The 13,284-nt window shown below is 44.4% G+C and carries 10 protein-coding genes; 5 read left to right on the top strand and 5 right to left on the bottom strand.

Going from position 1 to position 13,284, the window contains the following annotated elements; all coding sequences use genetic code 11:
- Positions 1-18: 18 nt before the first annotated feature.
- Entirely contained in the window at positions 19-1,917 is a 1,899-nt protein-coding gene (mutL, locus tag CLV51_RS02785) for a DNA mismatch repair endonuclease MutL (RefSeq protein WP_106526480.1), read from the bottom strand.
- Between the two features lie 326 nt (positions 1,918-2,243).
- On the opposite strand from mutL, the gene msrB reads away from it, so the two are divergent.
- Both msrB and CLV51_RS02775 read left to right on the top strand, forming a co-directional pair.
- A complete protein-coding gene (gene msrB / locus CLV51_RS02780; protein WP_106526479.1) occupies positions 2,244-2,726 on the top strand; it encodes a peptide-methionine (R)-S-oxide reductase MsrB in 483 nt (160 codons plus the stop codon).
- Between the two features lie 87 nt (positions 2,727-2,813).
- A complete protein-coding gene (locus CLV51_RS02775; protein WP_106526478.1) occupies positions 2,814-3,830 on the top strand; it encodes an SRPBCC family protein in 1,017 nt (338 codons plus the stop codon).
- A gap of 55 nt (positions 3,831-3,885) precedes the next feature.
- Here CLV51_RS02775 and CLV51_RS02770 read toward each other — a convergent pair whose 3' ends face one another.
- Positions 3,886-4,152, bottom strand: coding sequence for a YciI family protein (locus tag CLV51_RS02770; RefSeq protein WP_245898605.1), 267 nt, complete (start codon positions 4,150-4,152; stop codon positions 3,886-3,888).
- A gap of 226 nt (positions 4,153-4,378) precedes the next feature.
- Between CLV51_RS02770 and CLV51_RS02765 the strand changes: the two genes are divergently transcribed.
- The 3 genes from CLV51_RS02765 (at position 4,379) to CLV51_RS02755 (ending at position 8,130) form a co-directional block, all read left to right on the top strand.
- A complete protein-coding gene (locus CLV51_RS02765; RefSeq protein ID WP_106526476.1) occupies positions 4,379-6,169 on the top strand; it encodes a DUF4836 family protein in 1,791 nt (596 codons plus the stop codon).
- A 104-nt stretch (positions 6,170-6,273) separates the two neighbouring features.
- Positions 6,274-6,924 (top strand): ATP-binding cassette domain-containing protein, encoded by a 651-nt coding sequence (locus CLV51_RS02760; protein ID WP_106526475.1) that lies wholly within the window; start codon positions 6,274-6,276, stop codon positions 6,922-6,924.
- 9 nt (positions 6,925-6,933) lie between these two features.
- On the top strand, positions 6,934-8,130 hold the full coding sequence (locus CLV51_RS02755) for an FtsX-like permease family protein (RefSeq protein ID WP_106526474.1): 1,197 nt from the start codon (positions 6,934-6,936) through the stop codon (positions 8,128-8,130).
- A 13-nt stretch (positions 8,131-8,143) separates the two neighbouring features.
- Here the strand turns inward: CLV51_RS02755 and CLV51_RS02750 are convergent, their stop codons facing one another.
- The 3 genes from CLV51_RS02750 to CLV51_RS02740 all read right to left on the bottom strand — a co-directional run bounded on the left by CLV51_RS02750 (position 8,144) and on the right by CLV51_RS02740 (position 13,150).
- Positions 8,144-10,705, bottom strand: coding sequence for a DUF3857 domain-containing protein (locus tag CLV51_RS02750; RefSeq protein ID WP_106526473.1), 2,562 nt, complete (start codon positions 10,703-10,705; stop codon positions 8,144-8,146).
- A gap of 84 nt (positions 10,706-10,789) precedes the next feature.
- Positions 10,790-11,899, bottom strand: coding sequence for a DUF2891 domain-containing protein (locus CLV51_RS02745; RefSeq protein WP_245898604.1), 1,110 nt, complete (start codon positions 11,897-11,899; stop codon positions 10,790-10,792).
- 15 nt (positions 11,900-11,914) lie between these two features.
- Complete coding sequence (locus CLV51_RS02740) at positions 11,915-13,150, bottom strand: NAD(P)/FAD-dependent oxidoreductase (RefSeq protein WP_245898603.1); 1,236 nt, start codon at positions 13,148-13,150, stop codon at positions 11,915-11,917.
- Positions 13,151-13,284 lie beyond the last annotated feature (134 nt).

Here is a 13,284-nt window from a genome sequence, read left to right as displayed (position 1 = left end):
CCGGGAAAGACAAAAATACTAGTTACCGCGTTCGAACATCCGCGCCAGATCTGTGAGTTTGAATGATATAAAAGTAAACTTGCCTCCTGGTGCCACATTGGGCATACTACAGGCAAACAGTTCATCGATCATATTTTGCATTTCGCGGGCAGATAATATTTTACCGACAGGAATGGCATTGTTACGTGCCATAGAGCGGATCAGCTGTTCACGTCTATTTACTTTCAGCTCATGGCTGAAGTGTTTGAATTGTTCCAGCAGATTTTCGATGGTAGCCTGATCATTACCGTTTTGGATATCCGCAGGTGTACCGCGCACAACAAAAGTGTTGCTACCAAATGGTTCCAGGTCATAACCCAATGTTTGCAGGTCGGGCAGCATTTCGCTTACCAGTGCTGCATCTGCCGGAAGCAATTGCAGCGTTTGCGGGAAAAGGCTTTGCTGCGTGGCCATAGGCGTTTCCAGTAAGGCGCGCTGGTAGCGCTCATACAGGATCCTCTCATGTGCTGCATGTTGATCTATTAATATAAACCCCGACTTTATTTGTGACAGAATGTATTGCTGGTGCACCTGTACCGGTACTTTCTGATCGGTGGCGGTATCCTGCCAGCGTTCATCAATAACGGATGCAGTAGCATGGGGTTGACTTTCATACGTAACAGCAGGGCGTGTTTCCTGTTCCGGCTCGGCAGTATAGGCGCCGGCGGCATACCGATCGTTGCTGTTGGTTTCGTACAGGTCTTTCCAGTGTTTAAGATTGCTGCTGTTGCTGCTTTTATCAATCATGTGCGCCTGGTTTGCCTGCGTAAATGATTTATATAAAGGGCTCAGCGTAGACTCGTCCTGTTGCTGTGCGGTAAATGGTTTGCTTACTGCATCCAGTGCCTGAATGCTGGGGTCCAGATCAAAGTCCAGTGTAGCAGTGATGCTGAACTGGGCGAGGGAATGTTTCACAGCAGATTGCACAAAGGCATACATCAGCTTTTCATCATCAAACTTAATCTCCTGTTTGGTAGGATGTACGTTGATGTCAATATGTTCCGGGTTCACATCAATAAACAAAACATACAGCGGGAAGCTGTCTGCCGGAATAATATCTGCAAAAGCGTTCATCACTGCATGATGCAGGTATGGGCTTTTGATAAAACGGTTATTAACGAAGAAGAACTGATCGCCCCTGGTTTTTTTAGCGGTTTCAGGTTTTCCTACAAAGCCGTACACATTCATGTAGTCGGTAGTTTCCTTTACACTAACGAGGCGGGCATTGTAATGTTGTCCTAAAATGGCCACGATACGCTGTTTGAGCGATCCTTTGTCCAGATGGAACAGTTGCTGGTTATTGCTGGTAAGAGAGAATTGCAGTTGCGGGAAGGCCATGGCTACGCGGATGAACTCATCTACGATGTGTCTCATTTCCGCTGCGTTGCTTTTCAGAAAGTTTCTGCGGGCCGGCACGTTGAAAAACAGGTTCTTCATGGCAATGCTGGTGCCTTCTGCTGTCTGGCAGGGCTCCTGCTTTTTTACGAAGCTGTTATCAATTTCAATATATGACCCGATTTCGGTTCCTTTTTTGCGTGTTTTGAGTTCCACCTGGGATACGGCTGCTATGGAGGCAAGGGCTTCGCCCCTGAATCCCATGGTGGTGATTTGAAAGAGATCGTCTATGGACTGTATTTTAGAAGTAGCATGGCGTTCAAAGCACATCCGGGCGTCTGTTTCGCTCATACCGCCGCCGTTATCAATTACCTGTACTAACTCTTTGCCCGCATCTTTTATGATCAGCTGAATCTCGGTTGCACCAGCATCCACTGCATTTTCCAGTAATTCTTTTACCGCCGATGCCGGTCTTTGTATCACTTCTCCTGCAGCTATCTGGTTCGCTATATTGTCTGGTAATAAATTGATGATATCCGCCACTTACTAGCCTTTTGCTGTAAAGTTAACAATTTAAACGCAGTTGCTCAACGGTGATTATCAGACTGTTTTAAACAAAAAAGCATCCGTTTTGTTAAATACGCCTCTGATTTGCAGGAAATAACAATCCATAGCGCTTGTTCATACGTAGTTTTATAAGAGATATTTTAAATACAACAAATAGAGAAAAAAAGCCACTATAGTGTTAATGAGAAGTTAACGAATCAAATCTTCACATATGTACCTGCGGAATCTAATAATTTTGGATATCTCTATTTTGGTGACCAACAAACTGTACTTACTCCCAAAACGGAGAAAAAAAGAAATCAATGGAAGAAGGAAAAACGAAGGGAGAGATGTACTCCCGTACCGATGTTAACAAAGTGAATTTGTCGGACGAGGAGTGGAAGAAGGTATTGCCACAGGACGTCTATAACATTGCCAGGGAAAAAGGTACGGAATGGGCTTTCACCGGGAAATACTGGAACAGCAAGGAAGAAGGCACTTATTATTGTGCTGCCTGCGGTAATCCTTTATTTGTTTCTGATGCTAAGTTTGAAAGCAGCTGTGGATGGCCCAGCTTTTTCCAGCCGCTCACCAAAACAAGTGTTATTTACGTACCGGACAACACCCACGGTATGCATCGCACGGAAGTGCTTTGCGGACGCTGTAAAGGCCATCTGGGTCATGTTTTTGATGACGGACCACCGCCAACTGGTTTACGTTATTGTATTAACTCCGTGATCCTGGATTTTGAACAGGCTAAAGAGGCGGACAAACATTTTCAGGAAACCGACAAAGAAAAAGAGTAGCCAACATCTTATGCCTGACTGACAACACTTCGCGTGGGTTGCACGATAAAAAAACGTATTTTTATTATCATCAACCCCCCGACAGTCATGAAAGTACTTAAAACACTCGCCTGGATCATAGGTATCATCCTGCTGGTAGTAATTGTATTGGTTTTTGCTGCACCCACCCGGATGCATGTGGAGCGTACTGTGGAAATCAATGCGCCCGCTACTATCGTATGGAATGATATCGTGAAATTTGAAAGATTTAATGAATGGAGTACCTGGAAGAAGATGGATTCTGCCGCTAAATACACTATTAGCGGGGATGATGGCACTGTTGGCGCAATAGACGCCTGGCAGGGCGACAAGATAGGAAAAGGCCAGCTGCAACATCTCTCGCTGGAGCCCTATAAAACCGTGCAACAAAAGCTGACTTTCATCACACCGTTTTCATCTGAATCAGATGTGTTTTTTCATTTATCAGAAGCAGCAGGAAAAACAAAAGTTACCTGGAGCTTTGATGCGCACTATAAACGTCCGCAAAATGTGATGTCCTTTTTTATGAAAGGGTCGCTGGAAAACGATTTTGAACAGGGCCTCAGTAATCTGAAAAGCATGGCAGAGGCAGAAATGAAAGGCCCCGGAACCCCCAACGGTATTGATGTAACGGTTAAAGAGATGGATTTCCCGGCTACCACCTACGTGGCCGTACGGAAAACTATTCCTATGAGCAAAATCTCCGATTATTACCACAAAAACCTACGCACAATCTATCAGGCCGCCACAGCAGCTAAATTGCAGCCAGGCGTGCCTTGTGGCATATTTTTTACCTGGGATAAAAACCTGCAGCAAACAGATATGGCTGCCGCTATTCCGGTGCCGGAAGGCAGCAAACCCGCTCCGGGGTATGAAATAATTACCCTACCTGCGGCCCAGGCGGCATACGCAGACTATTACGGTCCTTATGATAAAATAGCGAACGCACACGTAGCGATACACAAATTCATTGCTAAGAAAGGAAAGAAGATTATTCCGCCCACAATAGAGATGTATTTGACTGATCCGGGCACAGAAAAGGACAGTAGCAAATGGCTGACGAAGGTCATTTACTTTATCAAGTAGTCATCAGAAGTGAAAAAAGTGTAAGCTGTTGGCACGGCACTACAGAACGGAAAAACTATTTTTCCAGCGTGTTTGCATACTTAGTTGGCTCAAATTCAATGATCTCGTAAAGGGCCAGCTGGTATTTCTCCAGCGGATCTTCACTCATGATCTGCTCTACCTCTTTACGACTCGATACGTTGCAAAGGATAACAGAACCGGATTTAGGCTTTCTCCGGCCAGATAATATAAACTGGCCACTATCGTAATGCTTTTGCAGGAACGCGGTATGCGCCTCCATGAAATGCTCAACAGCCGCAACAGGCCGGATGTACTGTAACATGATTAGAAACATAATGGTTTTTCTATGGTATTTAATGATAGTTTCATAGTTAGTAGCAAAGGTATAAACTTAATCAGTATTGAATTATTGTATCTGGTCGGGAAAAATGAGACATATGCGCTACAAAAATATACGTACTTTTGCAGGAATGAAATACCACGATAGTGGGAATGTGTTTGTGATCTCGTGTGTTTGCTCCATTTAATTCTTAATTTTTATATCATATATGAAAAGTACAATTTCCAAAGTTTTGTTAGCCGCTGTGACCGCAGCGGTGGTGTTGTCAGCCTGCTCCAAGGTTTCTGACGAAAGTAAGCATATTCCTAAGACAGCCGGCCTGGTTGTGGATCTTAATGCTAAACAGCTCACGCAAAAGCTGGTTACTAACGGCGTAACCATGGATAAACTATTTTCCGCTGTTCAAAGCAAAGACACTGCCAATGATGTGATGAAGGCCTGGAAAGATGCTGAAAATTCCGGTATCGACCTGCAAAGCCACTTCTTTGCATCTTTCGTTTTCCAGGGTCAGCCCACAGAGCATAAGTCCTACGTAAGTCTGACTGCCAGCCTGAAAGATGCTACCAAATTTGAAGCCTATCTGAAAAAGAATGTGTCTGACTTCTCCCTTAAAACACAAAATGATTTTAAATATATATGGGAAGAGAAAAACCATGCAGTCATCGGCTGGAATAAGGAAACCGTTATCTACATCAGCGCGGTAGATGCCAACGACCTTAATAAATATGCCCCTGGTAACGCGATGCCTTCTCCTAATGATAATGAGGATACCAACCAGGCGATAGATTCTGCGGCAAAAGCCACACCAGCTGCACTGGTAACCGCTGAAGATAATGCAGAAGCAAAAACCTGGGTAGCAGAAGTAGACCATCTGTTTCACCTGAAAAAGGATGAATCAGCGGGGACTATCGAACCTTTTGCCAAATTGCTGAAAGAAAACGCAGATGTGAGCGTATTTGTAAATCCTGAAGCCATCTATAACAGCGGCCAGTTCACCATGATCCCGGCCAATGTGAAAAAATTGATGGAAGGTACTTACTACACCGGTACTGCTAACTTTGAAAAAGGTAAGGTAATCCTGGATGGTTCTACCTACATGGGTAAAGAAATCGCTGCTATCTATAAAAAATATGGTAAAAAAGAAATTGACCTGGATATGCTGAAGAAATATCCTTCAGATAATATTACCGGTTTCATTTCTTATGCCTTTGATTTCCGTATGATTGGTGATATCATCAAAGCTACAGGAATGGACGGTATGGCTAATATGTTCCTCTCCGGCAAATCCGGATTGTCAATGGATGATATCCTGAACGCCTTTGAAGGTCAGCTGACATACGTTGCCTCTGATTTCGCGATTACTAAAAAAGAATCCGAATACTTCCCCGGTGAATTCTCTGACAAGCCTAGCGCTAAATGGATCTTCAGCCTGAAAGTAGGTAACAAGGATGCTTTCAATAAAGTGATGACGTCTCCAATGCTGAAAGATGTATTTGCGAAAGAAGGTGATCATTATGTGATCACCAATCCAATGATGATGGGCGCAGGCGCACCGCCAATGTCTATCACAGAAAAATACATCACCCTGGGCTCAGACAGTGCATTGCTGCAACTGTACCTGTCTGGTAAAGGCAACATCAAACTGCCTGAAGGCATTGAAGATAAGGTGAAAGGAAACATGGTGGGAGGTTATATTGATATCGAAAAGATCAGTAAAAATATCCCTGAAGATAAACTCGATGCAGACGAAAAACCAATTGTGCTGAGCCTGAAAACGCTGTTCAAAGATTTCACGCTGGTAGGTCACGCTGTAAGCGGAGATATACAACACACAGAAGCAGTGCTCAACTTCAAAAATAAGGATGAGAACAGCCTGGTGCAGCTGATCAACTTTGGTACAGAAGCCGCTAAAGTAATGCAGGCTAAACAAGCAAAGAATAAAGCTTACGAAGACAGTTTATTTGCCGCACCGGTAGATAGTGCTGTAGCTGCTCATTAATACATGATATAATTAGCAAAAGAGGTTGTACCGGGTAGTCCGTTACAACCTCTTTGCTTTAGGGAAATAGGCTATATTAGCTTTTGTTAACAGCAAGTGCCACTATGCAGATTCAGATAGATCACCTGATGCCCATACCATTGCAGGACAAGTTCCGGCAGCGGCCATCGGACATCTGGAACCAGGAAATAACTTTTAAGCCGGGTAATTTTGTGAAAATAAAAGCGCCTTCCGGCACGGGCAAAACTACGCTGGTTCATTACCTGTATCATATCCGTTACGACTACACAGGAAAAGTACAGGTCAACGGAAAGCCCTGGCAAGCATACAGTAAAAATGAAATAGCAGCCATGCGGCAGCAGGAGGTGAGCATTGTGTTCCAGGACCTGCGCCTTTTTGAACAACTTTCTGCACAGGAAAATATAGAACTGAAAAGAGTGATGTTGCCAAATCCATATTGTACACCAGAGAGGATTCAGGAAATGGCTACCCGGTTGAATGTAACCCATGTGTTGCAGCAAAGTAGCAAAACGCTTTCGTACGGAGAGCGGCAGCGCATTGCTATTATCCGTGCACTGGTACAGCCTTTCCAGTGGCTGCTGATGGATGAACCATTCAGCCATCTGGACCAGGAAAACGCACAGCGCGCCGCCGCACTGATTGCCGATGAATGTAAGGCCCGCAATGCCGGGTTTATTTTAACAGATCTGGATAATGACCAGCACTTTCAATATGATGTGCATTATCATCTTTAATGTTGTTTCATGCGTCCTTTTTTCGACTTACTTAAAAAAATAATTCAAACCGGTGTTGGCAAAAGCCGCTTTTTTATGGCTTCCATTGGCCTGGGTATTGCTATGCTGCTGATATTGATAGCCATACAGGCACATATTAATTTCAGTCAGTTGCTGTACAGCTCCAAAAACCAGAATGAAACGGCAGACTTTCTCGTGCTCAATAAAAAGATCACCAATGCAATGATGGGCCAGCCAGCAAAAAGCACGTTCACCCCGGAAGAAATTATCAACATAAAAAAGCAACCATTCGTACAGGCATTCGGGTTAGTTACCTCCAGTCAGTACAAAGTGGTGATACAAGCCCCCGGCGACCTGCATTTTGCAACAGATATGTTTTTTGAATCGGTGCCGGATAGTTTTTTAGATGTAAAAGATGCAGATTGGAAATGGCAGGAGGGAGACCGTACCATCCCCATCATTTTACCCAGCGATTTCCTGAACCTGTATAATTTCGGATTTTCACTCAGCCAGGATCTGCCACAGATCTCGCAGGAAACAGTAAAAGCACTGCCGCTGCAGGTGAGTATTTCCAACAACATAGTAGCTGAGCAATACCTCGGGCATGTGGTAGGCTTTTCAGATCGTATCTCTTCTTTCCTTGTACCCGCCTCCTTTATGACATGGGCTAACGGGAAATATGGTACTGCCGTTACCACTGGCACATCGAGGGTAATCATTAAAACACCGGACCCTTCTAATCCTACACTGGTAAAGTTCCTGGATGATAATGGTTATACCACCAACCAGGACAAGCTTAAATTCAGCAAAACCAGGATGATTGTACAAACCATCGTATCTGTGGTAGGATTTTTTGGCTTTATCCTGTTATTTTTTGCGTTGCTGGTGTTCAGCATGTTCATACAGCTGGTGATTACCTCCTGCAAACATGAAATTCAACTACTGGTGATGCTGGGCACCGCCCCCAAACAACTACAGCGATATTTGCTGAAACAGTTTGTGCCACTTTATATCATTATCGGTATCATTTCGCTGTTAATATTAGCTGCGCTGCAGTATTGGGCAGCCTCTGTATTGGCCAAACACGAAATGGTAGTAACACCATGGCCGGGCGTACTTGTATTTGCAGGTATTGGGCTGATACTGGCATTGGTGTATGCCGTAAACTTGTTTACTGTGAATAAATATGTGAACCGCGAGGCGTAAGGAAGGCCTTCGGCTATCCCTGCAATGTTGGATGTGGCATAATAAAAGTTGCTTTTGCCCGCTCTGATGTTAACAAATAAGGCACCCAAATAGCCATGCGCAAAAGTGGCGACAGCACAGAGTTTAAACTGATGATACTTTCAGGCGTACTGGGCTTGAAATAATACGTGTTAAGGGAATTATCTGCATAAATAAAAACAGTACAGATAAAATAATAAGTAGCCAGCGCAAATGGAAAAGTATCCCGTTTATTAAAAAATAACACTGCCAGCAAAACAGAGTAAGCCAGTAAAAACACATGGATCAAAACTTCGGAAATCAGGAAGAGCTGCACTACAGTGATGTTTCCGAGATCTTTCCTGGCAGAAATAGTTGTCCACACCTGGTAATTAAACACCTCCATTTTGAATAGCCTCACCACATCGCCCATGGGTGAAAAAGTTAAGCCTATTGCCAGCAATACAAGTCCCCCAGCGATAGGAAGTGGCTCCAGTGGATGTTTTACCGGCAGCACCGAATAGTTATAATACAATACAGCCAGGTGCGCAAAAATAGCGGCTGCCAACAATGCCAGTATAATTGCCAGCCAGTTACCCTTAAATTCCGGATGGCTGACAGGCGTGAAATCCGGTTTCCAGGTAAGGTCCAGTGAAGTAACTTCAATCATCTTTTTCAGTTCTTTCACATACTGCGGTATATATTTTACCGGTATGTGATCACTGAATGTTTTGAACTGATAGGATAACGTAATAAAGTGGCCATCTTTTTCTGCCGTATAATCAAATTGATAATACTCATTTTTGATGCGAAGCGGCGTTTGATCGAGTGACCATTCAATAGGCGTATTGATAATTATTTTATAATCAAGATCATAAGGATAGCGCAGGGTTACCGGCACTTTCCGTTGCTCATCTGTTACATATGACAACAGGTCGTAGAACGACTGTGCGTTAGCGGTAAACTGTAGTTTGTGGGTACTGCTGTCTTTTTTCCAGAGATGATGAATCACGTAACTTTCATTTACCCGCAAAATATTAGCAGCGATAGAATCCTGTATGCTGATAGCATCTTTAATCGTTACTTCTCCATATAATTTTTTATAATAACTGAGATAGGATTTTTCTTTGTCCTTCATACTGGTAGCCGCCAGTTCCGCACGTTGCCCATCGGCGTCATCACGGTGGTAGGAGGTTGTTACCTCCAGACTTCCGTCTTTTCCTTCGTCGTCAGGGAGTGTAAAAGACTCGCGGGCAGTGATAAGACCACGGGTTGTTTGTACAATGGGAGTTAGTTGCGTAGTGGTATCAGTAACCACCAGGGCCTGTTGATAATCCGGCTCGCAGAAGTCCTGCAATTGCCCGCGTTGGTACGACATCGTGGCATCCAGCCAATATGTTTTATTGTTGAAACGGGTACACACAATAGCATGGGTAAAAGCATTAGGCGACGGCAACATATTGCTGATCGTGCCTTTCAGGTCAGTGTTTACATAAGCCATACTGGCATTGATATCATTGGCATGGAGAAGCGTGCAAAGCAGGAGGGCCTTATCTTTACAATCCCCGAAACGTTGCGCCAGCACTTTATCCGGTGTATTGGGCCGGTGAGAATATTCGCCCATTTCAATACCCATATACCTGATATCATCCTGTACAAAACGAAGCGCCTGTTGCAGGTATACTGCTTTATCGCCGTTGGCGGATTTTTTGAGTGCCGCAATTTTACGTTGTAACTCAGGGCCGGGAGCAGTTGTGGCGTTTACTCTCATGCCCCATGCTGCCACATCCTTCCAGGTATTATATTCACTAATCTGTAAACGTGTAAAGGAGTTGTACCAGGAAGGAGTATAATTGATATTATCTGATTCTCTTAACTCTATGCTGTTCCATTCATAAACAGTAAGTCCGTTCCACGCTTTGGGTGGTGGCAACACCGCATTATTAAATGATTTGAAATTAAGATGCCTTGCAGGGCTGACAATGATATTCCTGTAGTAGTTAACAATGGGTTCGTAGGCAACAAAATATACTTTGCTGTCAAGCTTTCCTTCAAAGATAGGGTTGTCGCCGGTTATAGAGTAAGCGTATTCTATCTGATCGCCTTTTCTCACATCTTCCAGAATGAGGAAGGCCGTATAAGTGCCGCTGTAAATAAATCGGGAGAGGTCTTGTTCCTGTTGCAGCAATTTGAATTTAGCACCAGCGAGCCTGTTTATTTCTTTGCCATCGCGATGGATAATGATTTTATGGAAAACCAGCTTTTCATATTGAGGGTCGTAGTCCACAGATACTTCAGATCCGTTCTGGATACCAGCTTCAGACAGTATCTTCCGGATGAAGTGATGATAGGTACTTTTTAATTCTACCTGCCGTTGTTCTTCCGATAACAGGATATAATAGCCATCACTGATGTTTTTAACATTTGGTTTTTTAGTAAGATCAGGGAGATAAGGCACCAGCCAGGCAGGCGTGGGACTGGTATTCACTTTCTTTTGTTGGGCGCGCAATGTAACAGGGGCCATTACCAACAGTAACAACCATATTAATTTCGATACGCTGGTTCGGTCAGGGAGCATAGAGCGTTGTTGATATTCCTTATTGACAGACTGTGTGCTACAGTCATTGCCTGGTACAGGGATAATTACTTTACGCCAATGAATTTACGGTTGTTTTCCGATAGTTAGCATATACACTGCAAACGATGCCAGCCAGTGCTCGCCGGCATAACTGCCACTGAAAACCTGTTTTAGCCCTGCTTCCATATGTTGATGGGCCAGCGCCTGAATGGCTGCTTTGTTTTTGCCTCCGTGTTCAGCAATGGCTTCCAGGCACCAGGTACGGCTTAGGTTAAGGCCATCCAGGTGTACGAGTTTTCCATCTGTACGGTCTTTTACTTTGGCCACTTGCAGGATACTTATCTTGTTCTCAAACAAACCGGGTAAAAACGCGTATAGCCATGTACGGTAGGTATTTACCGGCATGATACGACGCATCAGATCCGCTTCTTCCAGGCAGGGAGACAGGAAATCATATCCGCCGGGCTCCCAGCTGACAGGTGCATTTTTGTCGGCTGCGTAAAAGCGCATGGCAGCATTATGGATGGCTGTCTGAAGGGCTGTATCTTTTGTAGTGGTGGCGTAATCCCATGCCAGGCATAACCCGAAAGCCAGGTTAGTGTGCTCACCTACACGGATAGGATACATGATTTTGTCCAGGAAATTGATGTATGCTACTGAAAACTGGGTTGCCAGTGGTTGCAGATTTTTGCTTAACTCCTTGCCCATAGGATCGTTCCAGGTGAGCAGCTCATTTTGTAATTGCAATAGCCAGCTCCAGCCGTAGATGCGTTCGAAACTTTTATTTTCCTGGTTATGGAAGAGTTGTTGTTCAATTTTTATGTTGTCTGCGGAAAGATGTGCTGCCAGCTTTGTACGTATGGTAGCGGCTTTTGCCAGATCAGGATATGTTTTTAACAAACGCACCAGCATCCAGTGACCATGCACACTGCTGTGCCAGTCGAAGCAGCCATAAAATGCAGGGTGATAATTTTTAGGTGCCGTCAGCATCGTGCTGTCAGAAAACACGATGCCGGTTTTATACGGGAATTCCAGATCCAGGCATTTCAGCGGTAGCTCGGCCAGTTTATTAGCGATATCACGTGTTAAACGTGTTGCCGGCTGTTGATGCCCGGCAGCTGAAAAGTCCTGTGCCTGCATGCTCATGGTAAAAGACAAAAATGTAATGATGGATAAGTGGCTTAAAAACTTCACGGCAGTAACATGCTTTTATCTGTTAAATAACAATTTTACATAGAACATAGGTTTGCCCAGCTTTTTACGCAGATCAACCTCATGGAACATGCAGGACATCAGGTCTTTAAGCTGTTTGTTGCGCGAACCCACTTTCATTAACAGGTTAAACAACCACGGATATTTAATGAGTTTCTGCAGCTTGGTACTTACCTGTAGTTCCGGTCCAAGGATGCGGTATACATTTTCATCGTAGGCATTAAAAAACTCAGCGGAGAAGTTGTTGGCTGCAATGGCTGCTGCTGCCTGTTGCGCGGCTATTCTGCCGGAGTACAGGGCGTTGCCGATACCTTCGCCGGTGAATGGATCGATGAGGTAGCCGGCATCTCCCACGAGCATGTAGCGGTCGCCATGTAGTTTCCTTTTTTTGCTGCCCAGCGGAAGACCGTAGCCGTCAATGGTTCCTGCCAGTTCTGCATTTTTAAAGCGATCCTTCATCGTAGGGTCTGTAGCCAGTGTATCCAGCATCAGCTTTTTCAGGTTCACCTTTTTGTTGCGGGCACTGTTACTGAGCATACCTACGCCCACATTGGCTTCGCCATTGGGAAGAGGGAATATCCAGAGGTAACCGGGGAGCATATTTTTCAGAAAATGCAGCTCTATGAAATTGTCAGGATGCAGGTCACTGATGCCTTTGTAGTAGGCGCGGATGCCGGCTACATAATGTTCCGGTTCCATTTTAATGCCTGCTACATCTTTGGTAAAGGCGGATTGCGCACCGTTGGCCACAATGATAATATCTGCTTTTACCTGGAAGGTTTCATCTTTATTAGATAAATAATAACCATCTGCTTTCAGCTCGTATTTATCAATGCTAACGCCTTCGAATAAACGAATTTCTTTGCGGCGCTTCAATTCATCTACCAGGAAATTATCAAAATCGATGCGTTTGCACACGAATCCGCGTGGATCGCTTCTGTTGTTCTGGTAATCTGGTTTGTAGGGAATATCCATGCCAATACGGTTTGGCGCAACAAAAGTGACACCCCAGCTATCCATTTTAAACATGGCTTTTTGCAGCCGTTCCCCAATGCCTTTATCTATGCGTTCCAGTAATGTCAGTACTTTCCCGCTCAGGCCATCTCCACATACTTTATCTCTCGGAAATACGGCTTTATCCACAACGATACATTCGATTCCCAGCTGAGCTAATTGTAAGGCTGCAGTAGCTCCGCCGGGACCTGCACCTATAATACAAACTTTAGTTTCCATTATTATTGATACGATTACGTGTGGGTAAGATACGGAATTGTTTGTTGCGCAGTTCCGTATGTAGATAAATAATAATGTAATAGCGGGTGCTGCCTCCGGCAGCTTTTGTCTTTTTCAGGATTAGACTGATTAAG

The sequence above is a fragment of the Chitinophaga niastensis genome, from assembly GCF_003014755.1.
Taxonomy (GTDB): Bacteria; Bacteroidota; Bacteroidia; order Chitinophagales; family Chitinophagaceae; genus Chitinophaga; species Chitinophaga niastensis.
The sequence above is the reverse complement of the archived record's forward strand: the minus strand, read 5'-3'. Positions and strand labels throughout refer to the sequence as shown.

Coding starts and splice junctions, on each gene's coding strand:
- CLV51_RS02755 (WP_106526474.1), top strand. CDS start 6,934: ATGCGTCCTTTTTTCGACTTACTTAAAAAAATAATTCAAACCGGTGTT.
- CLV51_RS02750 (WP_106526473.1), bottom strand. CDS start 10,705: ATGCTCCCTGACCGAACCAGCGTATCGAAATTAATATGGTTGTTACTG.
- msrB (WP_106526479.1), top strand. CDS start 2,244: ATGGAAGAAGGAAAAACGAAGGGAGAGATGTACTCCCGTACCGATGTT.
- CLV51_RS02740 (WP_245898603.1), bottom strand. CDS start 13,150: ATGGAAACTAAAGTTTGTATTATAGGTGCAGGTCCCGGCGGAGCTACT.
- CLV51_RS02775 (WP_106526478.1), top strand. CDS start 2,814: ATGAAAGTACTTAAAACACTCGCCTGGATCATAGGTATCATCCTGCTG.
- CLV51_RS02770 (WP_245898605.1), bottom strand. CDS start 4,152: ATGTTACAGTACATCCGGCCTGTTGCGGCTGTTGAGCATTTCATGGAG.
- CLV51_RS02765 (WP_106526476.1), top strand. CDS start 4,379: ATGAAAAGTACAATTTCCAAAGTTTTGTTAGCCGCTGTGACCGCAGCG.
- CLV51_RS02760 (WP_106526475.1), top strand. CDS start 6,274: ATGCAGATTCAGATAGATCACCTGATGCCCATACCATTGCAGGACAAG.